We start from the raw sequence: 23,029 nt of genomic DNA on the forward strand, positions 1-23,029 counted from the left end.
CCTTGACAAGCCTGCCGGGGATCCAGAATTCTCAGTGGATTGTATCGTTTCAGCCCGGTCGCAGATCGTCCCACCCGGTGGATCGGGTCGTACCCACATTGGAGACCCATGAGATTTCGAACCAGGCGAGGCCGGCCGGTCGCCGTACTGTCGCGGGCGCTCGTCGCGGGCCTCTCGGTGACCGCGTTGCTGGTCGGCGCTCCGACGGCGGTCGCCGCCCAGCCGGGCGGCGCCGGAGAGCACGGACCCCGCCTCGAACGCCTCGACCGCGGGCTCGTCGCGGTCGCCACCGCCGACGGGGTGTTCCTGAGCTGGCGGCTGCTCGGCGCCGAGGCGACCGGACGGGGGCGCACCGGCCTGACCGGGGCCGACTTCGCCGTCTACCGGGACGGGCGACGGATCGGCACCGTCACCGACAGCACCAACTATCTCGACCGGGCCGGCACCGCCACCGCCGCCTACCAGGTCGCGGCGGTGGTCCGGGGCCGGACCGGCGCCCGGGGCGCCCCGGTGACGGCGTGGGCCGACGGCCACCGCGACCTGCCGTTGCGCAAGCCGGCCGACGGGGTGACCCCGACCGGTGAGGCGTACACCTACTCGGCGTCCGACCTGAGCGTCGGCGACGTCGACGGCGACGGGCAGTACGAGTACGTCGTCAAGTGGGACCCGTCGAACTCCAAGGACGTCTCCCAGGTCGGTTACACCGGGGAGGTCTACCTCGACACCTACGAACTCGACGGCACCCTGCTGCACCGGGTCTCGCTCGGCGTCAACATCCGGGCCGGGGCGCACTACACGCAGTTCCTGGTCTACGACTTCGACGGCGACAACCGCGCGGAGATGATGCTCAAGACCGCCCCCGGCACCAAGGTCACCCGGTACGACCGGAGCGGCCGGGTCGTCTCCGAGCGGTACGTCACGATGCCCCGCGAGGACGTTCGGGCCGGCTACGCGCACACCGACGACTACCGGCTGAGCCCGGAGACGTACCGGCAGAAGCTCGTCGACCTCTTCCTCGGCTGGCACCGGCACCCGGAGGTGGTGGCCGGGCGCTGGCCGGCGACCCTGGAACAGGCCTTCGGCATCGCCCCGACGTACACCTATCCACTGTCCCGGGCCGACGCCGAGGCGCTGGTCGACCACTTCGTCGACGTCTACGCCCCGGCCCGGAGTACCCGCAACGCGCTGCGGGCGTTCCAGGGCTTCATCGTGGACGGGCCGGAATACCTGACCGTCTTCGACGGCGCCACCGGCCGCGAGTTGCAGACCGTGCACTACAAGCCCGGCCGGCACGACGACGGGCTGATGTGGGGCGACTACGCGATGAGCCGGATCGAGCCGGGCAACCGGGTCGACCGGTTCCTCGCCGGGGTCGCCTATCTGGACGGCCGGCACCCGTCGGCGATCTTCGCCCGGGGCTACTACACCCGGGCCACGCTGGTCGCCTACCGCTGGGACGGCCGGCGGCTGCGCGAGGACTGGTACGTCGACAGCGGTTGGGTGCCGATGACGAACCCGTTCAACGACAGCCCACACGGCCGGGAGGGCACCGACCCGGAGTACGGCACCCTGACCACCCAGGGTGCGCACTCGCTCAGCGTCGCCGACGTGGACGCGGACGGCAAGCAGGAGGTCGTCTACGGCGGTGCCACCATCGACCACGACGGCAGCCTGCTCTACAGCTCCTACGGCGTCCTGCCGCCCGGCAGCGCCAACCCGGGTGCGCGGGCGAAGGTCGGGCACGGCGACGCCATGCACGTCACCGACATCGACCCGGCCCGCCCCGGGCTGGAGATCTTCATGGTGCACGAGGGCGCGACCGGTGCGCCGTACGGCTACGCGCTGCGGGACGCCCGCACCGGCGAGGTGATCTACGGCGGCTACACCGGGGTGGACACCGGGCGTGGCATGGTCGGCGACGTCGTCCCCGCCGAGCCGGGCCTGGAGACCTGGGCGACGGTCGTCGGCGGCCAGCCGGACGGGCCGGGGCTGCGTACCGCCGACGGGGACCTGCTCGGCACCGTGATCCCCGGCACCAACCAGAGCATCCGGTGGGCGGCCGACATGACCACCCAGATCGTCAACGGCGCGGGTGAGGTGACCCCGAGCATCGACGACTGGCAGCGGGGCCGGCTGCTCACCGCCGAAGGCACCCGGACCAACAACGGGACGAAGGGCAACCCGGGACTGGTCGCCGACGTCCTCGGCGACTGGCGCGAGGAGTTGCTGACCCGCACCGTGGACAGTTCGGCGATCCGGATCTACCTGAGTACCGAGCTGACCGACCGCAAGCTCTACACGCTGATGCACGATCCGCAGTACCGGGTCGAGGTGGCCCGGCAGCAGACGACCTACAACCAGCCGTCGTACCCGAGCTTCTATCTCGGCTCGGACATCAACTGGTCCCGGGTGCCGCTGCCGGGACGCTGAGCGGCGGCGGTCCACCCGGCCGGCCCGGGACGGAACCCGGCGCTCCACCCGGAGCGCCGGGTCCCGCCGTTCCCGGCAAACCCCGGACCAGCGCCGGGGCCGGGGAACCAGGTGCCGGGGGCGCGGCTCGTCCCCGGTGGAGGTGGTCAACGATGCGACCCGCCGCATGCTCGCCGCCGTCGCCACGACCCTGGTCGGGCTGGCCGGCACCCTGCTGCTCGCCCCGACACCCGCCCGGGCCGGCAACTGGGCGGTCACCGTACGCTGCCGTGCGCCGCACCCAGCGCGTACCCGACCAGCACGACCCAGCTTGCCGCGTCCCCGGCCGCCGACACGGTGGCCCCGATCCACACCCTCCGGAACGCGGCGTTGCCCAGCGGGGAGCCGCTCTTGTCGATCACCCGTCCATGCCTCAGCGGAGCCGCCGGCCGGCGCTGGCGGATTTCGGCCGACTCAGTCCGGGTCGGGTAGCAGCCCCTGCTCACGCAGTTGCTGGCAGTGCAGCTCCGGCGGCGGCTCCGGATCCCAGTCCGAGGGGCGGGGGCCCTCCGGGCCGTCCGGGCCGACCCGGACGAACCGCTCCACCCGGGTCACCCGGCAGCGCACCCCCCGGATCTCGAACTCGTCCGTACGGGGAGCCTCGAACTCCTCCAGCGCCCGGGTGTACGCGGCCCGGATCTCCTCCAGCGACGCGTCCTCGTGCGGCACGATGTCACTGAACCGGAAGGCCGCCGAGTCGCGGGCGGCCTGCGGCGTCGGGTACGTGGTGAACGACCGGGGTTGCCAGCTCCCGTGCACGTACTCGCCGATGGTGAAGCCGACCGGCAGCAGCACCACGTTCGGATGGGTGGCCAGCGCCCGGCGGGAGTCGCCCCGGACGTCGTCGGGGACGATGCCGGCCTTGTAGTACGCGGGGACCATCTCGATCCGCAACAGGCCGTCGGCGAGACCGGTGCTCGCGGCCGGGTCGATGACGAAGCCCTCCTCCTGGCACCGCACGCCGCGCGTCTTGCCCGGCGGGTACGGGTCCGGGTCGGTGGGCCGGGGTGGTTCGGGTCCGTCCGGTCCCATCCGGATGAACGGCTGGGCGCGGATGATCCGGTATCGGCGGTCGTGCACGGTGAGGTCGTCGACCACCTCCCAGTCGAGCAGCCGGATCGCCTCCTGGTACTCCCGCCGTTCGGCCGCGTGCCCGGGGTCCTGCGGTGTCTCGCTCAGCAACCGCCGGAAGTACGAGCCGAGGGCGTCCCGGCTGCCCTGTGGCTGGTCGCCGCTGAGGCTGAGGATCCGCCACCGGCCCGCCACCTCCTCGGCGTAGCCGAAGACCGGTGCGCCCCACATCAACTTCGGATAGGCGAGCGACCGGCGCCGGGCGTCGTCCTCGGAGACCGCCGACACCGGATCGTTCCGTTGCGCTATCCGGATCAGCAGATGATCCGGCACCTGCCTACCGTGATGAGTCATGCACGCAGTGTGCCCCGGTCATATGCGATGCGCAGCCCTCCGCACCCGGGCAATGTTGGTACAGATACCAGCGCCGACGCGTGGGAAGCGCGGCCGCCGACAGGGCGGGCGGAGGGCCTGTACGGACGGGTTTTCCGGCACCGCGCCCGGCACCGCCCGGCTGCGCCAGGACGGCGGGACGCCGGTGGCGATCTGGCCGCCTGTCTGAAACTACTGCCGACGGCGGCCGAAATTGTCCTAGGACGCTCTACGCGGAGTGTGCCCGGTCACCCGGCCGAGGCCGGGGACATCCCTTCGGGGGGAACACGGATGTAGCGCATCGACCGACTTCGTAGGCTCATCCCAGCGGGTCGAACGGGGAGGAGACCGACATGTCCAGAAAGCTCAGTCGAGGTGCCCGGCGCTTGGTGGTCAGCACGCTGGTGGCCGCGATGCTCGGCGTCGCCGCGGCGCCGGCGGCGCCCGCCTCGGCGTCCGTCCACAGTGAACAGTGGTTGCGGACCGGTGTGACCGACCTGCACGCCCTCGGCATCACCGGGGTGCAGGGCCTGGCCCGGGACGGCGTACGCGACAGCTATGCCCGGGCCGGCAGCGCAGACCTGGCCACGGGTGCGCCGGTACCCCGGGACGGGTACTTCCGGATGGGGAGCAACACCAAGACCTTCGCCGCGGTGCTCGTGTTGCAACTTGTCGGCGAGGGGCGGCTCCGGCTCGACGACACCGTCGACCGCTGGCTGCCCGGTGTGGTGGCCGGCAACGGCAACGACGGCCGGCGGATCACCGTCCGGCAGCTCCTGCAGCACACCAGCGGCCTCTACAACTACACCCGCGACCTGCCCGGTCTCTCCTCCGCCGAGGGGTACGCCCGGCACCGGTTCGACCACTACGAGCCCGAGGAGCTGGTGGCGCTCGCCATGGCGCACCCGCCGATGTTCGCTCCCGGTACGAGCTGGGACTACTCGAACACCAACTACATCCTGGCCGGGATGCTGATCGAGCGGGTGACCGGGCGGAGCTGGGCGGCCGAACTGCGGGACCGGATCCTGCGGCCGCTGCGGCTGACCGAGACCTCCACGCCGGGGGACCGGGCGCACCTGCCCGGGCCGCACGCCAGGGGCTACCAGCAGTGGGAGCCGGGCGGGCCGCTGGACGACACCACCCTGTTCAACACCACCATGGCCTACACGGCCGGCGACCTGGTCAGTACCCCCTCCGACCTGGTCCGGTTCTGGCAGGCACTGCAACAGGGCCGGCTGCTCGCCCCGGCCCAACTGGCCGAGATGCGGCGTACCGTGCTCGCCGAGACCTTCCAGGACTTCCTGCCGGGCGCCCGCTACGGGCTCGGCATCATGTGGGCTCCGAACGCCTGCGGCGGCTACTGGAGCCACGGCGGCGACGTGCCCGGGATGAGCACCGTCAACGGTGTCACCACCGACGGCCGGCGGGCGATCGTGCTCTCCCTGACCACCCAGTTGGCCGGGGACGAGGCCGCGCTGGCCGTGCTGCGCCGCGCGGACGGAATCGTGGCGGACGCGCTCTGCGGCAGCGCGGGGTAGCCGCGCCGCGACCGCGCCGGTAGCCGGCGTGACCACCCGCCCCGTGACCACCGGTCACGGGGCGGGTTGCCGCGTGTCCGGCCAGGGCCGGTCTGCCGAGGCGGCATCGATCGGGGTGGAAGCGTTGACGTGCCGATAGCACGCCGGTAACCTTTGGCCAACCTGCTGCAAAAACAGAACAGATTGATGCTCTGTTCACCACTGCCAAGCGGAACTTCCGTACAGGCTGCTCCGCCCCGCTGGTGGTGCTCCTCGGTCCCGAGAGGCCGGCACCACTTCCACCGCGCTGACCCCGGCAACCGATCCGGCCGCCCCCCATTCCGCGCACGGCCGGTCTGCCGCCTACCCCCGCCGCCGCGACCGTGGCCCCCGCCACCGGCGCGGAACCGTCCCTCAGCGAAAAGGACAGTGATGAGACGCTCCGATCTGGTCCCGGCGACGGCGACGACGGTCGCCGCCGCCGTGATCGCCACCCTGGGGTTGTGGGTGCCCGCCGCGCACGCGGCCGGCGCAGCACAGCCCGACCGCCAACAGACCGTCGCGGTCGACCCGGTCAGCCGGCCGGACCTGGCCGCCGCCCTGGCCGAGGTCAATCTCGCCCAGGGCCGCCCCACCCAGGCCAGCGGCCACGCCGACGTCTACGACTCGTCCCGGGCCGTTGACGGTAACCAGGGCAGCTACTGGGAGAGCGTCAACAATGCCTTTCCGGAGTGGATCCAGGTCGACCTCGGCTCGGCGGTCCCGGTCAACCGGGTCGTCCTGAAGCTGCCGACCGCCGGCTGGGGCACCCGTACCCAGACGCTGAGCGTGCAGGGCAGCATCAACGGGTCGTCCTTCGGCGACCTGGCCGCGTCCCGGACGTACACCTTCAACCCGGCGGTCGACGGTAACTCGGTGACGATCACCTTCGGGCAGAGCAGCACCCGCTACGTCCGGATCACCATCACCGCGAACAGCGGCTGGCCGGCCGGCCAGGTCTCCGAGCTGGAGGTCTACGGCCCGGACGGCGGCGGTGGCACCGACACCACCCCGCCGAGCGTGCCCGGCACCCTCTCCTACACCCAGTCCGGCACGACGATCGCGCTGAACTGGGGCGCCTCGACCGACAACACCGGCGGCAGCGGCCTGGCCGGCTACAACGTCTACCGCAACGGCGCGCAGGTGGCGTCGCTCGGCGCCGTGACCAGCTTCAGCGACACCCAGCCGACCGACACCACCGTGTCGTACTTCGTCCGGGCCCGGGACGTGGCGGGGAACCTCTCCGGGAACAGCAACACCGTCACCCGGACCGGTACCCAGCCGCCCGGCTGCACCAACGTCGCTCGGGGCAAGCCGGTCACCGCCAGCGGTTCCACCTTCAGCTTCGTACCGGCGAACGCCGTCGACGGGTCGCTCGGCACGTACTGGGAGGGGGCACCGAGCTATCCGCAGACCCTGACGGTGGCGCTCGGCGCCAACCACGCGATCACGGCGGTGCAGGTCAAGCTGAACCCGGATCCGGCCTGGGGCACCCGTACCCAGAACTTCCAGGTCCTCGGCCGAGACCAGGCCGCGACCACCTACACCAGCCTGGTGCCGGCGGCGAGCTACCAGTTCGTGCAGGGCAGCAACGTGGTGGTGATCCCGGTCAGCGCGACCACGGCGGACGTGCAGCTCCGGTTCAACTCCAACACCGGCGCCCCGTCCGGCCAGGTCGCCGAGCTGGAGGTCTGCGGCACGCCCGCGCCCAACCCGGACCTGGTGGTCACCTCGGCCACCTGGACGCCGGCCGCGCCGACCGAGACCACCCCGGTCACCCTCTCGGCCACGGTCCGCAACAACGGCTCGGCGGCGGCCGCCGCGACCACGGTCAACGTCAGCCTCGGCGGCACGGTCGCCGGCAGCGCCCCGGTGCCCGCACTGGCCGCCGGTGCCTCGGCCACCGTCACGGTGAGCGCCGGTACCCGGCCGATGGGCAGCTACCCGGTCGTCGCGGTGGTCGACCCGACCAACACGATCGTCGAGCAGAACGACGCCAACAACAGCTTCACCGCACCGTCGCCGCTGGTCGTCGGCCAAGCCCCCGGCCCGGACCTCCAGGTGACCGGCATCGCCTCGAACCCGCCGAACCCGGCGGTCGGGGCCGCGGTGACCTTCACGGTGTCGGTGCACAACCGGGGTACCGCCGCGACCGGCGCGACCACGGTCACCCGGGTCACTGTCGGCGGCACCACGCTGAACACCAACACCCCGTCGATCGCGGCGGGTGCGACCAGCACCGTGGCGATCAGCGGTAGCTGGACCGCCACCAGCGGCGGGGCCACCATCACCGCCACCGCGGACGCGACCGGTGTGGTCGCGGAGACGAACGAGGGCAACAACGTACGCACCCAGTCGATCGTCGTCGGGCGCGGTGCCGCCGTGCCGTACGTGTCGTACGAGGCGGAGGCCGGCCGTTACCAGGGCACCCTGCTGGAGGCCGACCCGCTGCGCACCTTCGGGCACACCAACTTCGCCACCGAGTCCTCGGGGCGCAGGTCGGTCCGGCTGAACAGCACCGGCCAGTTCGTCGAGTTCACCTCGACCAACGCGGCGAACTCGATCGTGGTGCGCAACTCCATCCCGGACGCACCGGGCGGCGGCGGCATCGAGGCCACCATCAGCCTGTACGTCAACGACACCTTCCTGCGCAAGCTGACCCTCTCCTCCCGGCACAGCTGGCTGTACGGCAACACCGACGACCCGGAGGGGCTGTCGAACAGCCCGGGCGGCGACGCCCGGCGGCTCTTCGACGAGGCGAACGCGCTGCTGGCCCAGTCGTACCCGGCCGGTACCCGGTTCCGGCTCCAGCGGGACAGCGGTGACACGGCGGCGTTCTACATCATCGACCTAGTCGACCTGGAGCAGGTCGCCCCCGCCGCCAGCCAGCCGGCGGGCTGCACCTCGATCACCCAGTACGGCGCGGTGCCGAACGACGGGCTCGACGACACCGCCGCGATCCAGCGGGCGGTCACCGACGACCAGAACGGTGTGATCGGCTGTGTCTGGATCCCGCCGGGGCAGTGGCGCCAGGAGCAGAAGATCCTCACCGACGACCCGCTGGACCGGGGCCAGTGGAACCAGGTAGGGATCAGCAACGTCACGATCCGGGGCGCCGGGATGTGGCACTCGCAGCTCTACACGCTGACCGAGCCGCACCTGGTAGTGGGCGGGATCAACCACCCGCACGAGGGCAACTTCGGCTTCGACATCGACGCCAACACCCAGATCTCCGACATCGCCATCTTCGGCTCGGGCCGGATCCGGGGTGGGCCGGGCGGCGCCGAGGGTGGCGTCGGGCTCAACGGCCGGTTCGGCGAGGGCACCCGGATCAGCAACGTCTGGATCGAGCACGCCAACGTCGGGGTCTGGGTCGGCCGGGACTACGACAACATCCCGGCGCTCTGGGGACCCGGCGACGGGCTGGAGTTCACCGGGATGCGGATCCGCAACACGTACGCCGACGGGATCAACTTCACCAACGGCACCCGGAACTCGCGGGTCTTCAACTCGTCGTTCCGGAACACCGGTGACGACGCCCTGGCGGTCTGGGCCAGCCGCTACGTCCGGGACACCTCGGTCGACATCGGCCACGACAACGCCTTCGTCAACAACACGATCCAGCTCCCGTGGCGGGCCAACGGCATCGCGGTCTACGGCGGCTACGGCAACCGGATCGAGAACAACCTGATCTACGACACGATGAACTACCCGGGGATCATGCTGGCCACCGACCACGACCCGCTGCCGTTCTCCGGGCAGACGCTGATCGCCAACAACGGCCTCTACCGCACCGGTGGCGCCTTCTGGGGCGAGCAGCAGAAGTTCGGCGCGATCACGCTGTTCCCGGCGACCCGGGACATCACCGGGGTCACCATCCGGGACGCCGAGATCGTCGACTCGACGTACGACGGTATCCAGTTCAAGACCGGTGGCGGCAACATGCCGGGCGTCGTGATCAGTAACGTCCGGATCGACCGGTCCAACAACGGCGCCGGCATCCTGGCGATGAACGGGGCACGCGGCAGCGCGACGCTGTCGAACGTGACCATCACCAACTCGGCCACCGGCAACATCGTGGTCGAGCCGGGGTCGAGCTTCACCATCACCGGTGGGCAGTCGGCCGTCCGGCAACCGCGCAAACCGGCCGTCGACTGACCGTTCTTTTGAGGCATCAGGACCGGGCCTGACCGGCCACGGGCGTGCTCCCGGGTACCAGCACCGGGTGCCGGCCGTGGCCGGTCGGCGTCGCGGGGCGTCGCGTTCCACCGGACCGGCGGCGGGTCCGCGTCCGCGCTCCGGGCCGGTCGGCCGCGCCGTAACCTGGGCGGGTGATCAGCACCCTGGCCGTGCAGAACTACCGGTCGCTGCGCAGCCTGGTCGTGCAGCTCGGTCGGCTCACGGTGGTGACCGGGGCGAACGGCACCGGCAAGTCGAGCCTGTACCGGGCGTTGCGGCTGCTGGCCGACTCGGCCCGCAACGGGGCGGTCGCGGCGCTGGCCCGGGAGGGCGGGCTGCCGTCGACGCTGTGGGCGGGGCCGGAGACGATCGGCCGGGCGGTCCGGGCCGGCGAGCATCCGGTGCAGGGCACGGTCCGGCGCGGCCCGATCAGCCTGCGCCTCGGCTTTGCCGGGGCCGATTTCGGGTACGCCGTCGACTTCGGGCTTCCCCCGCCGTCGAAGAACTCGCTCTTCACGTTGGACCCGGAGATCAAGCGGGAGGCGGTCTGGGCCGGGCCGTTGCTGCGCCCGTCGGCGTTGCTGGCCGAGCGCTCCGGTACCGCGCTGCGGATCCGCGACGGCCGCTCGTGGCGGGCGGTACCGGACGCGGTGCACCCGTTCGACAGCATGCTCAGCGAGTACACCGATCCGCAGCACGCCCCGGAGCTGCTCACCGTACGCGAACGGATCCGGTCCTGGCGTTTCTACGACCATCTGCGTACCGACGCGGCCGCACCGGCCCGGCAGCCGCAGGTCGGTACCCGGACCCCGGTGCTCGGTCCGGACGGCGCGGACCTGGCCGCCGCATTGCAGACGATCCGGGAGACCGGTGACCCCGACGCGCTGGCATCCGCCGTCGACGCCGCGTTTCCCGGCAGCGAGCTGGCGATCGGCATCGAGGCCGGCCGGTTCGAGGTGCGGCTGCGCCAGCCGGGCCTGCTGCGGCCGCTGGGCGCCGCCGAACTCTCCGACGGCACGCTGCGGTATCTGCTCTGGGTCGCCGCGCTGCTCAGTCCACGCCCGCCGGCGCTGCTGGTGCTCAACGAGCCGGAGACGAGCCTGCATCCCGAACTGTTGCGACCGCTGGCCGGGCTGATCGTGGCCGGCTCGGCGCGTACCCAGGTGGTGGTGGTCAGCCACGCCCGGGCGCTGACCGGCGCGCTGGAGCGCGACGCGGCGGAGCTGACCACGGTCGAGCTGGTGAAGGAGTTCGGCGAGACCCGGGTGGCCGGACAGGGCCGCCTGGACGAGCCGGCCTGGCAGTGGCCGAAGCGATAGCGCGTTGGCCTCTGACCCTCGCGGGCCTTCCCGGCCGCCGCGTCGCCCCGGGTGCCCAGCGGCGCCGCCGTCTGGAGCGGCACCGCCGTCCGGTGCGCGCCCGGTCCGACCTCGCCGGCTGGTGCGGTCGCTGGTCCGACCTTGCCGCCGGCTGGTGCGGCCACTATGTCGTGCGCTTATCATAAGAGTTAGTCGATGTGTTCGACGAGCGTCACCCGTAGGCCGGGGTCCGCCGGGTGCCGGCCACGAAGGGTCTAGAGTTTCGCCGTGAAGCGCACCTCCAGGGACATCCGGATCGCCAACCGCTTCGAGGTGCTGCGACGGATCATCGGTGCGCCGATGGTGTCGCGGCAGCAGATCGCCCACGACACGGGGCTCAGCCTCGCCACCGCGGCGAACCTGATCGGTGAGCTGCTGGAGCTGGGGCTGCTGGTCGAGGTGGGTTACCAGGACTCCGGTGGCGGCCGGCCCCGGGGCGTGGTCTCGGTCAACCCGGCCGGCGGCGCGCTGGTCGGCATCGACGTGGCCGAGACGTACGTGCACGTCGACCTCTTCGACGCCGGGTTGGGAGTGCTGGCCAGCGTCGAGGAGGAACTGCACCCGACGGAGAACCGGCCCGAGCAGGTGGTGGCGCACATCGCCTCGGCGGTCGGCGCGGCGTTCGCCTCGGCCGGCGTCGACCCGGAGCGGGTGCTCGGGGTCGGGGTCAGCGTGCCCGGTCAGGTCGACCGCGAGGGCGGGGTCTCGGTGTACGCCCCGAACTGGGACTGGCACGACGTACCGCTGCGCAACCTGCTGGCCGGTTCGCTGGATCTGCCGCTCTATCTGGACAACCCGCTGCGTGCCTGCGTGGTCGCCGAGCTGTGGTTCGGGGCCGGCCGGGGGCGCGACGACGTGGTGGTGGTCAACCTCGGCACCGGGGTCGGCGCCGGGCTGGCCTTCGGCGGCGCGCTCTACCGGGGCGCGACCAACAGCGCGGGGGAGTGGGGGCACACCACGCTGGTGGTCGACGGGCGGCTCTGCCACTGCGGCAGTCGCGGCTGCGTCGAGACGTACGTCGGCGCCCCCGGCATCATGCAGACGCTGCGCGACCTGGCGCCGAACAGTCCACTGCTGCACCCCGAGGACCAGACCGCGACCATCGAGGCGCTCGCCGCCGGGGTGGCCGCCGGAGACCCGGTGGCCGCCAAGGTGGTCACCGAGACCGCCCGCTATCTCGGCGTCGCGGTCGCCGACCTGGTCAACCTGGTCAACCCGGAGGTGATCGTGCTCAGCAGCTGGGTCGCCGCCCGGCTCGGCGAGGCGCTGCTCTCCGAGGTCCGGGCGGTGGTGGCCCAGCACGCGCTGAGCCGGCCGCTCGCCGCGACCGAGATCACGCTGTGCCGGATCCCCGGCAACCCGGTCAGCCTCGGCGCGGCGACCTTCGCCCTGAAACGGTTCCTCGCCGGCATCGGCACCACCGCCGGGGGCCTCATCCGGCAACGCTGACGTCTTCCGCCCGCCGTACCGGTGGGTCGGGGTCCCGTCGTGGGTCGACGACGACAAGTGCCTGGAGACCCACCAGCAGGGTGGGATGCCGCTCAGCCCGTACGGAGCACGGCGAAGCCGCGTGGTGGGATCCGGACGCCATCCGGCAGCGGGTCGGCGCCGCGCAGCACGCGGCCGTCGACGGTCACCTCGACCGGGTCGTCGGTGTCGTTGGCCAGGAAGGTGTAGCCGCGGCCGTCGGGATGCCGGCGCCGGACCGCCTCGATCCCGGGCGGCGGAGCGGCCAGCACCGGCACCACGCCGGCCCCGGCGGCCAGCCCGGTCAGCAACCGCCCGAGGTCGGCGTCGGCCAGGTGGGTGCCGAGGTAGTAGGCGCTGCCCCGGCCGTGCCGCCGGCGGGTCAGCGCCGGCCCGCCGGCCAGCGGTCCACCGGCGTACCTCAGCAGCACCTCCGCCGCCTCCGCCGTGGCGAGTTCCGTCCACAGTCGACCGAAGGTGCCGTCGTCGAGCGGCACCCGCTGCCCGGCGTCGAGCGGGAAGAACTCCTCGACCCGCACGCCGAGCAGTTCGCCCCAGGCGCCGTACCCGCCGAGCCGGATCCGGTCGTCGGAGTCGACCGCACCGGCGTACGGCCCGATCAGCACGGTGCCGCCGTCGGCGACGTACCGGGTCAGGTTGCCGGCGTCGGCGTCGCTGACCAGGTGCAGCGCCGGGACCAGCACCAGCCGGTACCGGCGCAGGTCGCCGCCGGGCCGGGCGAAGTCGCAGGTGACGGTGGCGGTACGCAGCACCCGGTGCCACTGTTCGAGCAGCGCCACCGGTTCGGCGTCCACGCTCGGCTGGCTCGGGTGCTGCTGCGCCCAGATGCTCGGCCAGTCGAGCAGTACGGCGACGTCGGCCACCACCTCGCTGCCGACGATCTCGGCCAGCTCGTCGAGTTCGGCGCCGAGCGCGACCACCTCGCGCCACACCTTGGTGTCGGTACCGGCGTGCGGCACCATTCCGGAGTGCCACTTCTCGGCGCCGGACCGGGAGGCCCGCCACTGGAAGTAGAGCACCGAGTCGGCGCCCCGGGCGACGTGCGCGAGCGAGTCCCGGCGCAGCCGTCCGGGCGGCTTGGCGAGGTTGCGCGGTTGCCAGTTCACGGCGCTGGTGGCGTGCTCCATCAGCGCCCACGGCCGGCCGCCGGCCAGCGACCGGGCCAGGTCGGCGATGAACGCCAGGTCGGCGTACGGGTCGGCGCGGTCGGCGCTCAGGTAGTGGTCCATGGCGACCAGGTCGACCTCGCCGGCCCAGGCCCAGAAGTCCACACTCCACCGGTCGACCAGGAAGTTCGTCGTCACCGGCACGCCAGGACTGAGCCGGCGCAGTACGGCGCGTTCGGCCCGGTAGCAGCCGAGCAGTTCGGCGGAGGAGAAGCGGTGGAAGTCGAGCTGCTGGGTGGGGTTGGTGAAGCTGGGGGTCTGCCGGGGCGGCAGGATCTGCGCCCAGTCGGTGTAGCGCTGCGACCAGAACGCGGTGCCCCAGGCGGTGTTGAGCGCGTCCAGGGTGGCGTAGCGGTCGCGCAGCCAGGTCCGGAACGCCTCGGCCGAGGTGTCGCACCAGCAGCGGGCGACGTGGCAGCCGTACTCGTTGTTGACGTGCCACATCGCCAGCGCGGGGTGGCCGGCGTAGCGGGCGGCGAGCCGTTCGACCAGGGCCACCGCCGCCGCCCGGTACGCCGGTGAGCTGGGACAGAACGCCTGCCGGCTGCCGTACCAGAGCCGGTTGCCGTCCGGGCCGACCGGCAGCGACTCCGGGTGGGCGTGGCTGAACCACGGCGGCGGAGCGGCGGTGGCGGTGGCCAGGTCGGCGGCGATGCCGTGCCGGGCGAGCAGGTCGAGCAGCCGGTCGAGCCAGTCGAAGTCGTAGTGGCCCGGTGCGGTCTCCAACATCGCCCAGCCGAAGACCCCGACGGTGACCAGGCCGACCCGGGCCTGTTTCATCAGCCGGACGTCCTCGGCCCATGTCTGTTCCGGCCACTGCTCGGCGTTGTAGTCGCCGCCGAAGGCGAGGCCGGGCAGGGCCGGGAGATCGAAGGCCATGACCAGATCGTCCGACCTGGACGAGCCGGGCGTCAACCGACCACAGAGCCTTATTCTTTGTCCTTGACGAAGTAGTTTCAGAACCCTAGGCTACGGCTCACCCCAGCGACGCCATCCACCGACTCCGATGCACGCGGCCGCTGTCGGCGCGCGAGAAGGAAGGCTGCACCATGAGCGGTCCCCATCCCGGCCTGTCCCGACGGCGCTTTCTCGGCGGCTCGCTGCTGGTCGTCGGCGGCGCCGTGCTGCCCGCCTGCCAGTCCGACCCGATCGGCGGCAGCGCGGGATCGGCCAAGGTCACCCTCAACCACTGGTACCACGAGTACGGCGAGCAGGGCACCCGGGAGGCCGCACTGCGCTACGCCGCCGACTACACCAAGCAGAACCCGGACGTCGCGGTCAAGGTGACCTGGGTGCCGGGCGACTACAAGACGAAGTGGCAGTCGTCGGTGCTCACCCCGGAGGGCCCCGACGTGTACGAGATCAACGAGGTCACCCCGGACATGGTGGCGCAGCAACAGGTCACCGCCCTCGACGACATCCTCGGGTCGGCCAAGGCGGAACTCAACCCGCACGCGCTCAGCCCGCTGACCCACGGCGGCAAGGCGTACGGCGTACCGATGATCATCGACGTGATGCTGCTCTACTACCGCAAGAGCCTGCTCGCCGCCGCCGGAGTCGCGGCACCGGCCACCCTGACCGAACTGGTCGGCGCGGCCAAGGCGCTCACCAAGGGCAAGACCAAGGGCATCTTCGTCGGCAACGACGGGCTCGCCGGCATGCGCGGGGTGCTGCCGTTCTCGGTCGGGCAGAGCGTGCTGACCGACCGGAGGGTCAGCTACGCCACCCCGGAGATCGCCGACGCCTTCGCCGTGGCCCGCCGGATGTTCACCGAGAAGTCGATGCTGCTCGGCTACGCCACCGAGTGGTACGACCCGGGCGCCCTCATCACCGGCGCCACCGCGATCGCCTGGGGCGGACTCTGGGCGCTGCCCCGGATCAGCAAGGAACTCGGCGACGACTTCGACCTCGTGCCGTGGCCGGCGCACGGCCCGACCGGCAAGCCGGTGGTGATCCTCGGCGGCTGGTCCCAGGTGGTCAACGGTAAGAGCAAGCACGTCGCCGAGGCGAAGAAGTACGTGCAGTGGCTCTGGTTGCGCAACAACGAGGTGCAGCAGGACTGGGCGCTCAGCTACGGCTTCCACGTCCCGCCCCGGGCCGGACTGGCCGCCCAGGCAGAGCCGTTGCGGACCGGGCCGGCGAAGAAGGTCGTGGACCTGCTCAACCAGTACGGCACCCGGACCACCGCACTGTGGGCGCCGACGGTCAGCAAGCCGTACGACGACGCCGCCTCCGACATCATCCGCAAGAACGCCGATCCGCTGGCGACGTTGACCGCCGCGGCGGGCCGTTCCCAGGAGGCGCTCGACAAGCTGCCCACGGTCTGAGGCCGAGGTGTCCGTGCGTACCGGTCCGCCGGAGACCGCCCCCGGCCCGGCGCTCCGGCCGGCACCCGCGCCGCCTGGGCGCCGCCGGGTGGACTGGTCGGCCTGGCGGGCCTTCGCCCTGCTGACCGCGCCGCTGCTGGTCGGGCTGCTGCTCTTCAAGTACGTCGCGATGGGCTGGGGACTGCTGCTCAGCTTCAGCAACGCCCGGGGCACCATCGCGCTCGGCGACTGGGCGGGGCTGGCGAACTACCGGACCCTCTTCGGCGATCCGCGGTTCCGGACCTCGCTGTCGATGATCGTGGTCTTCACGCTGGTGATCGTGCCGCTCACCTTCGCGATCGCGCTCGGGCTGGCCGTACTGGTCAACCGGCTGCGCCGGGGCCGGGCGCTGTTCCGGACCACCTTCTTCCTGCCGGCCGCCGTCTCCTACGTGGTCGCCTCGCTGATCTGGAAGATGAGCCTGTTCAGCGGCGTACCGTCCAGCGCGGCCAACTCGCTGGCCGCGCTCTTCGGCCAGGAGCCGACCGCGTGGATCGCCACCGTGGACCCGCCGTTGTACTGGGTCGTGCTGATCACCGTCCGGCTCTGGTTGCAGATCGGCCTCTACATGATCCTGTTCCTGGCCGGGATGCAGGAGATCCCCGGCGAGCTGTACGAGGCCGCCCAGGTCGACGGAGCGGAGGGCCAGTGGCGGCTGTTCCGGCACATCACCTTCCCGCTGCTGCGCAACACCTCGGTCGCGGTGACCCTGCTGCTGGTGATCGCGGCGTTCCAGGCGTTCGACGAGTTCTACAACCTGCTCAGTACCGGCCTGGCCGGCGCGCCCGGTCCGGACGGCCGCCCGCCGCTGGTCTACCTCTACGACGTCTCGCTGGTCCAGCAGGACTACGGCCTCGGTTCGGCGGGTGCGTTCGTGGTCACCCTGCTGATCGTGCTGGTGACCCTGGCGCAGGGCCGGCTGGTCGGATTCGGCCGGAGGGACGGCGCATGAGCGACGACCGCCTTCCGCGCCGCCGCACCGCCCGGCCGACCGGTCGGGCCCGGATCGGCAGCTACCTGGCGGCCGTCGTCTTCGCGGTGCCGTTCCTGCTCCCGTTCTATCTGCTGCTGCGCAACTCGCTGATGACCCAGGCCGAACTCGGGGCCCTGGAGTGGCGCTGGTGGCCGGAGCGGATCAGTTTCACCGGCTTCACCGACGCGTTCGACAACAGCACCGCCCCGCTGGGCCGGGCACTGCTCAACTCGGCGCTGGTCGCGACCGTCTCGGCCCCGGTCGCCACGCTGCTCGCCTCGATGGCCGGATATGCGGTCGCCCGGATCCGGGTCGCCGCGGCACGGCCGGTCTTCCTGCTGATCGTCGCGACCATGATGGTGCCCGGCGCGGCCACCTTCGTGCCGACCTTCGTGGTGGTCGGTTCGCTGGGCGGGGTGAACACCCTGTGGGGGCTGATCGTGCCGGGACTGTTCAACGCCCTCGCGGTGCTGCTGTTCCGCGGCTTCTACCTGCGTTTCCCGCAGGAGATCGAGGATGCGGGCCGGATCGACGGCCTCGGCCACCTCGGGGTCTACCTGCGGCTCGCGCTGCCCAACTCGGCGGGCCTGCTCGCCGCGCTCGGCGTGCTCTCCTTCATCGAGCACTGGAATTCGTTCCTCTGGCCGCTGGTGATCGGGCAGGATCCGGCGCTCTGGACCGTCCAGGTGGCGATGTCGACCAACCTCACCGCACAGGCGATCAACCTGCCGGCGCTGTTCGCCAGCGCGGTCGTCTCGGTCGTCCCGCTGGCCCTGGTCTTCCTGGCCGCCCAGCGCTGGATCGTGCGCGGCATCATGGCGACCGGGATCAAGGGCTGACCCACGCCCTGCCGCAGGCGCGCCCGGTCCAGGGTCGTCGGTCGCCTCCGCTGCCATGGGGATCGCCATCACTTCGATGTCCGGAAATGTGTGACGCCACGCCATGTCGGCGGTTCGTCCCAGGGTCGTAACGTCGCGGCAACTTCAGCGTGATCCAGCCCACACCACCGCCGGAGGCCCACCATGCGCCACAGACCCGTCCTGGCCCGCCTCGTGCGGGCCGCCCTCGTGCCCGTACTGGCCGCGGTGGGCGTACTCGCCGTCGCCGGGCCCGCCGGAGCCGCCACCTTCGGCCAGGTGACCGGCTTCGGCTCCAACCCCGGCAACCTCACCATGTACGCCTACCGGCCGGACAACCTGCCCGGCAACGCCCCGGCCGTGGTGCTGCTGCACGGCTGCGCCCAGAACGCGAACGGCTACTTCAGTAACTCCGGCTGGCGCAAGTACGCCGACCAGTGGGGATTCGCGCTGATCGTGCCGGAGCAGAAGTCGGCGAACAACTCCACCTCCTGCTTCAACTGGTTCGAGCCGGGTGACACCGCCCGGGGCCAGGGCGAGGCGCTCTCCATCAAGCAGATGGTCGACCACGCCCGGAGCACCTTCGGCATCGCCGCCAACCGGGTGTACGTCAGCGGGCTCTCCGCCGGCGGGGCGATGGCCGCGGCGATGCTCGCCAGCTATCCGGACACCTTCGCGGCCGGCTCGATCGTCGCCGGCATCCCCTACCGCTGCGCCACCAGCATGGTCAACGCGTTCAGTTGCATGAACCCGGGTGTCGACCGGAGCCCGGCGCAGTGGGGCGACCTGGTCCGCAACGCGTATCCGGGCTACTCCGGCGCCCGGCCGAAGGTCGCGATCTGGCACGGCACCGCCGACTACACCGTCGGCACCGCCAACAGCGCCGAGTCCCGCGACCAGTGGACCAACGTGCTCGGCGTGTCGCAGACCCCGACCAGCACCTCCAGCCTGCCCGGCGGCACCACCCTGGAGACCTACGGCGCCGACCAGGTACGCCTCTACCGGGTCGCCGGCATGGGGCACGGCACCCCGGTCGACCCGGGGTCCGGGGCCGAGCAGTGCGGCACCGCCGCCGCGTACTTCCTGGACACCATCTGCTCGGCGTACCGGGACGCGCTCTTCTTCGGCCTCGGCACCGGCACCGACCCCGGCGACCCGGGAGACCCCGGCGATCCCGGTGACCCGGGCGAGGATCCGGTCTGCGTCACCGCCAGCAACTACGCCCACGTCCAGGCGGGCCGCGCCTACCAGTCCGGCGGGTACGCCTACGCGCTCGGCTCGGGCGCCCGGATGGGCCTCTACAACGTCTTCGCCACCACCACCCTCCAGCAGACCGGCCCCGCCCACTGGGTGATCGGCTGCTGAACGGGCATGGCCGGTGCCGTCCCCGGGGCCGGCCACCCGGTGGCTCCGGCCGTCCCGACGCGTCCGGAGCCACCGGGCCGGTGACTCAGCCGGCCCGGTCGCCCTTGCCCAGCTCCTGGATCAGGTTGACCAGGTTGCCGTCCGGGTCGTGCAGGTGGACCACCTGTTGGCGGGGCAGGTCGGGGGTGGCGATGATCGGCTGCACGGTTGTCACGGCAGGCTCCCCGGGTGCCGTCGTACCACTGTCGTCAAGGGGTACGGGCCGGGGGCCGGAACTCATCGGTCTGCCGGCCGCAGCTCGTCCGGCCGCCCGAAGAGGGTGACCAGCCGATCGGCGTCGAGGAACGTGGTGACACCGGCCACCAGGCCGTCGACCACGTCGAGCAGGACCAGCCCGAACGGCAGATAGCCGCCATCGGGGGCCGGCCGGAGCTGCCAGAACGCCGGGGACCCGTTCGCCGCGACCGGGACGAGGCGGGCACCCGCGCACGACGCGTCCGGATCCAGCAGCGCCAGCCGGATCTGGTCCCGGCCCCGCAACCAGAACCGGAACGGCGGCATCGACATCGTGGCATCCTCGTGCAGCAGTGCCACCAGCGCCTCGACGTCGTGGCGCTCGAACGCGTCGCAGTACCGGGCGAGCAGGTCGCGCTGGGTCCGGTCGGCCGATCGGAACGGTTCGCCGGGAGCCTGGTCGACCGTCCGCAGCGTCGTCCGGGCCCGCTGCAACGCGCTGGTCACCGACGCCACCGTCGTCTCCAGCAACTCGGCGACCTCCTCGGCCCGCCAGCACAGCACATCGCGCAGGATCAGCACTGCCCGCTGCCGGGCTGGCAGGTGCTGCAACGCGGCGACGAACGCCAGCCGGATCGTCTCCCGGCGTACCGCCAGCTCCCCCGGATCGCCGTGCATCGGCAGTGCCGCGCCGTCCGGGACCGGCTGGACGAAGGTCCGCTCCGGTGCCGGCGCGCCGATGCCCGGCCCGTCGGCGGCCGCGCCGAGGTCCATGGCCAGCGCCCGACGCTGCACGCTGCGGAGCATGTCCAGGCAGATGTTCGTCGCGATGCGGTAGAGCCAGGTCCGCAGCGAGCCGCGCCGCTCGTCGTACCGGTCGAACGACCGCCAGGCCCGGACCAGCGTCTCCTGGACGGCGTCCTCGGCCTCGAACCCGGAACCGAGCATCCGGTAGCAGTAACCGGTCAGCTCGGTCCGGAACGGCTCCAACCGGGACGTCTCCGCGTCCAGGCCGGATGTGCCCACGGTCGTTTCCACCACCCGTCCGACCCTACCCAGCCCGACCGGCAGCGCCGTGACCACGGATCCGGCCGGGCACCGATGAGTTTCCGGCGCCCACCCCGTATCTCCGGGTAGGGCCGCCCCGGGGCCGGTGGCGGCCGGACAGGAGAACAGTCGATGAACGAAGATCATTTGTGGGCCGAGCTGCGGGCGGAACGCCGGGAACAGGTGGAACTGCTCGCCGCACTCCGCCCGGAGCAGTGGGACGCAGCCACGCTCTGCGAGGGCTGGCGGGTACGCGAGGTCGTCGCACACACCACGCTGCCGTTCCGGAGCTCGTTCGGGCGTACCGTCGTGGAACTGCTCAAGGCCCGGGGAAGCATCGACCGGATGGCCGACCGGTGCGCCCGGCGCGACGCCGCCGACCTTTCCGCCGAGCGCCTCCTCGGGACGTTGCGGGACAACATCGGGCACCGCTGGACACCACCGGGTGGCGGCGTGCACGGCGCACTCTCGCACGAGGTGATCCACGGACTGGACATCACCGTCGGGCTCGGACTGGATCGCCGGGTGCCACCGGACCGGGTCGGCCTCGTGCTGTCCCGGATGAAACCGAGGAGCGTCGCGTACTTCGGGGTGGACCTCTCCGGGATCGCGCTGCACGCCACCGATCTCGACTGGAGCTACGGCACCGGTAGCCCGCTCCGGGGCCTCGCCCAGGACCTGCTGCTGGTGATCTGCGGGCGTCGGCTGCCCCTCGGCCGGCTCCACGGTGAGGCGGCCGCCCGGTTCTCCGGGCGTCCCGCGCCCGGCTGACCCGCCCCGCCGGCACCGCCGCCCGGGCAGCGCCGCACGACGGCCGGGCCCGCCGTGCCTGGCGGAGGGATCAAGCCTGACCGCCCGGAGCCAGGCACGGCAGGCCCGGCCCACACCCGGATCGCCGCGATGCCGCCGCCATCGCGCTCACCGCCGCGGTCGTCGTCGACGTGGTCGTCGCCGTCGCAGGTCGTCGCTGCCATCGACCAGGGGGCCACCAGCAGCGAATTGGTCGGGCACCGAGCGTCCAGGGGCGCCAGGCGGTCGCTGTTGCGACGGGTTGGCACCTGCTTCGTTGTCGCGTGCGTACATGAGCACGTAACCTCGGCGGAGGCGGTCGCGTCCAGGGCCGCTACCACGGCCGGCCAGCCGGTCCGACAGGGAGGGGCAGCGGCGCATGAGCGACAGCCACGACCACGGTCCCCGACACGAGCACCCGCACCCCCCGCACCGCCACCAGCAGCGCCTCGGGCAGCACCCGCATCGCCACGACCACGGTCACGGCCCGTCCGGGCACCACCCGCGCGAGCCCGATCCCGCGGGCCGGTGGCACAGACTGCGGCACCGTCTCGGGCACCTGCTCACCCCGCACTCGCACGACACCGCCGACAAGGTCGACACCGCGCTGGAGACCTCCCGGGCCGGCCTGCGGGCACTGTGGATCTCGCTGGCCGTCCTCGGTGCCACCGCCGGCTTGCAGGCGCTCGTCGTGGCACTGTCCGGTTCGGTGGCGCTGCTCGGCGACACCCTGCACAACGTCGCCGACGCGCTGACCGCGGTGCCCCTCGGCATCGCTTTCCTGCTCGGCCGGCGGGCCGCGACCCGGGCATACACCTACGGCTACGGCCGGGCCGAGGACCTCGCCGGAATCGCCATCGTCGTGACCATCGCCGCCTCGGCCGCCTTCGCCGGCTACGAGGCCGTCCGCAGACTGCTGGACCCGCAGGACGTCCGGCACCTGCCGTACGTCGCCGCCGCCGCGCTCGTCGGCTTCCTCGGCAACGAACTGGTCGCCCGGTACCGGATCGCCGTCGGACGGCGGATCGGTTCCGCCGCCCTGGTCGCGGACGGACTGCACGCCCGCGCGGACGGGTTCACCTCGCTGGCGGTGCTGGTCGGCGCCGGTGGGGCCGCGCTGGGCTGGCGGTGGGCGGACCCGGCGGTCGGACTGCTGATCACCGCCGCGATTCTGCTGGTACTGAAGGACGCCGCGCGGGAGGTCTACCGGCGGCTGATGGACGCCGTCGATCCGGATCTGGTCGACCGGGCCGAGGCGACCCTGCGGGCCGTGCCCGGTGTCCGGGAGGTGACCGGGGTACGGCTGCGCTGGATCGGCCACCGGATGCACGCCGAGGCCACCCTCGTGGTCGACGCCGAGCTGACCCTGCTCCAGGCTCACGAGGTCGCCGCCGACGCCGAACACCAGCTCAGCCACGCCGTACCACGACTGCGCAGTGCCACCGTGCACACCGACCCGGCCAGCCACCCCGGCGACCATCATCACGCCGAGCTGTCGCACCGGCGGCGGAGTCGGGGCGCGGACCGGCCCGAACCGCTGACCCCCGAGGTCACCGCCTCGGCGGACCGGTCGTGACGGCGGTCCGAGCCCGCTGATCCGGCCGGCGGGCAAGCCGCGGAGCGCGGACAGCCGGTCGAGGGCGGCGGCGGAACGTGGCCCGCGGGCAAGACACCGGACGCGGCCGCCGGGCGGGTCCGCCGGCCGGGACGGCGGGAGTCAGGACGGCCGGGGACGGCGG

General features: G+C 72.3%; 16 protein-coding genes. 11 read left to right on the forward strand and 5 right to left on the reverse strand.

The window, feature by feature from the left end; translation table 11 throughout:
* Positions 1 to 108 precede the first annotated feature (108 nt).
* Positions 109 to 2,430, forward strand: a complete 2,322-nt coding sequence (locus AAH979_RS04645) for a rhamnogalacturonan lyase (protein ID WP_346256751.1) — start codon at positions 109 to 111, stop codon at positions 2,428 to 2,430.
* A gap of 254 nt (positions 2,431 to 2,684) precedes the next feature.
* On the opposite strand, the gene AAH979_RS04650 is transcribed toward AAH979_RS04645, so the two are convergent.
* The gene (locus tag AAH979_RS04650) at positions 2,685 to 2,831 is read right to left on the reverse strand and encodes a hypothetical protein (protein ID WP_346256752.1); all 147 of its coding nucleotides are present in this window, start codon (positions 2,829 to 2,831) and stop codon (positions 2,685 to 2,687) included.
* 52 nt (positions 2,832 to 2,883) lie between these two features.
* Complete coding sequence (locus AAH979_RS04655; protein ID WP_346256753.1) at positions 2,884 to 3,894, reverse strand: DUF5954 family protein; 1,011 nt, start codon at positions 3,892 to 3,894, stop codon at positions 2,884 to 2,886.
* 371 nt (positions 3,895 to 4,265) lie between these two features.
* Between AAH979_RS04655 and AAH979_RS04660 the strand changes: the two genes are divergently transcribed.
* The 4 genes from AAH979_RS04660 to AAH979_RS04675 all read left to right on the forward strand — a co-directional run bounded on the left by AAH979_RS04660 (position 4,266) and on the right by AAH979_RS04675 (position 12,454).
* Positions 4,266 to 5,450, forward strand: a complete 1,185-nt coding sequence (locus AAH979_RS04660) for a serine hydrolase domain-containing protein (protein ID WP_346256754.1) — start codon at positions 4,266 to 4,268, stop codon at positions 5,448 to 5,450.
* Between the two features lie 411 nt (positions 5,451 to 5,861).
* Positions 5,862 to 9,626, forward strand: a complete 3,765-nt coding sequence (locus AAH979_RS04665; RefSeq protein WP_346256755.1) for a CARDB domain-containing protein — start codon at positions 5,862 to 5,864, stop codon at positions 9,624 to 9,626.
* A 173-nt stretch (positions 9,627 to 9,799) separates the two neighbouring features.
* Positions 9,800 to 10,966 (forward strand): AAA family ATPase, encoded by a 1,167-nt coding sequence (locus AAH979_RS04670; protein ID WP_346256756.1) that lies wholly within the window; start codon positions 9,800 to 9,802, stop codon positions 10,964 to 10,966.
* Positions 10,967 to 11,233: 267 nt separating this feature from the next.
* Positions 11,234 to 12,454 carry an ROK family protein gene (locus AAH979_RS04675; RefSeq protein WP_346256757.1) on the forward strand — a complete coding sequence of 407 codons (1,221 nt, stop codon included), beginning with the start codon at positions 11,234 to 11,236 and terminating at the stop codon, positions 12,452 to 12,454.
* Between the two features lie 92 nt (positions 12,455 to 12,546).
* Here the strand turns inward: AAH979_RS04675 and AAH979_RS04680 are convergent, their stop codons facing one another.
* Positions 12,547 to 14,538, reverse strand: a complete 1,992-nt coding sequence (locus AAH979_RS04680; protein WP_346256758.1) for a beta-galactosidase — start codon at positions 14,536 to 14,538, stop codon at positions 12,547 to 12,549.
* Positions 14,539 to 14,708: 170 nt separating this feature from the next.
* On the opposite strand from AAH979_RS04680, the gene AAH979_RS04685 reads away from it, so the two are divergent.
* The 4 genes from AAH979_RS04685 to AAH979_RS04700 all read left to right on the forward strand — a co-directional run bounded on the left by AAH979_RS04685 (position 14,709) and on the right by AAH979_RS04700 (position 19,220).
* Positions 14,709 to 15,986: an extracellular solute-binding protein gene (locus AAH979_RS04685; protein WP_346256759.1), complete on the forward strand. Its 1,278-nt coding sequence runs from the start codon at positions 14,709 to 14,711 to the stop codon at positions 15,984 to 15,986.
* 7 nt (positions 15,987 to 15,993) lie between these two features.
* Entirely contained in the window at positions 15,994 to 16,977 is a 984-nt protein-coding gene (locus AAH979_RS04690; RefSeq protein ID WP_346256760.1) for a sugar ABC transporter permease, read from the forward strand.
* Positions 16,974 to 17,837 carry a carbohydrate ABC transporter permease gene (locus AAH979_RS04695; RefSeq protein ID WP_346256761.1) on the forward strand — a complete coding sequence of 288 codons (864 nt, stop codon included), beginning with the start codon at positions 16,974 to 16,976 and terminating at the stop codon, positions 17,835 to 17,837. Before AAH979_RS04690 ends, AAH979_RS04695 begins: the two co-directional genes overlap by 4 nt.
* A gap of 183 nt (positions 17,838 to 18,020) precedes the next feature.
* Positions 18,021 to 19,220 carry a PHB depolymerase family esterase gene (locus AAH979_RS04700; protein ID WP_346256762.1) on the forward strand — a complete coding sequence of 400 codons (1,200 nt, stop codon included), beginning with the start codon at positions 18,021 to 18,023 and terminating at the stop codon, positions 19,218 to 19,220.
* An 85-nt stretch (positions 19,221 to 19,305) separates the two neighbouring features.
* Here AAH979_RS04700 and AAH979_RS04705 read toward each other — a convergent pair whose 3' ends face one another.
* Both AAH979_RS04705 and AAH979_RS04710 read right to left on the reverse strand, forming a co-directional pair.
* On the reverse strand, positions 19,306 to 19,434 hold the full coding sequence (locus AAH979_RS04705; protein WP_346256763.1) for a hypothetical protein: 129 nt from the start codon (positions 19,432 to 19,434) through the stop codon (positions 19,306 to 19,308).
* Positions 19,435 to 19,496: 62 nt separating this feature from the next.
* Complete coding sequence (locus tag AAH979_RS04710; RefSeq protein WP_346256764.1) at positions 19,497 to 20,495, reverse strand: sigma-70 family RNA polymerase sigma factor; 999 nt, start codon at positions 20,493 to 20,495, stop codon at positions 19,497 to 19,499.
* A 138-nt stretch (positions 20,496 to 20,633) separates the two neighbouring features.
* On the opposite strand from AAH979_RS04710, the gene AAH979_RS04715 reads away from it, so the two are divergent.
* Entirely contained in the window at positions 20,634 to 21,272 is a 639-nt protein-coding gene (locus tag AAH979_RS04715; protein ID WP_346256765.1) for a maleylpyruvate isomerase family mycothiol-dependent enzyme, read from the forward strand.
* Positions 21,273 to 21,669: 397 nt separating this feature from the next.
* Complete coding sequence (locus AAH979_RS04720) at positions 21,670 to 22,866, forward strand: cation diffusion facilitator family transporter (RefSeq protein WP_346256766.1); 1,197 nt, start codon at positions 21,670 to 21,672, stop codon at positions 22,864 to 22,866.
* Positions 22,867 to 23,029: the final 163 nt, after the last annotated feature.

Source organism: Plantactinospora sp. ZYX-F-223 (assembly GCF_039649625.1).
Taxonomy (GTDB): domain Bacteria; phylum Actinomycetota; class Actinomycetes; order Mycobacteriales; family Micromonosporaceae; genus Plantactinospora.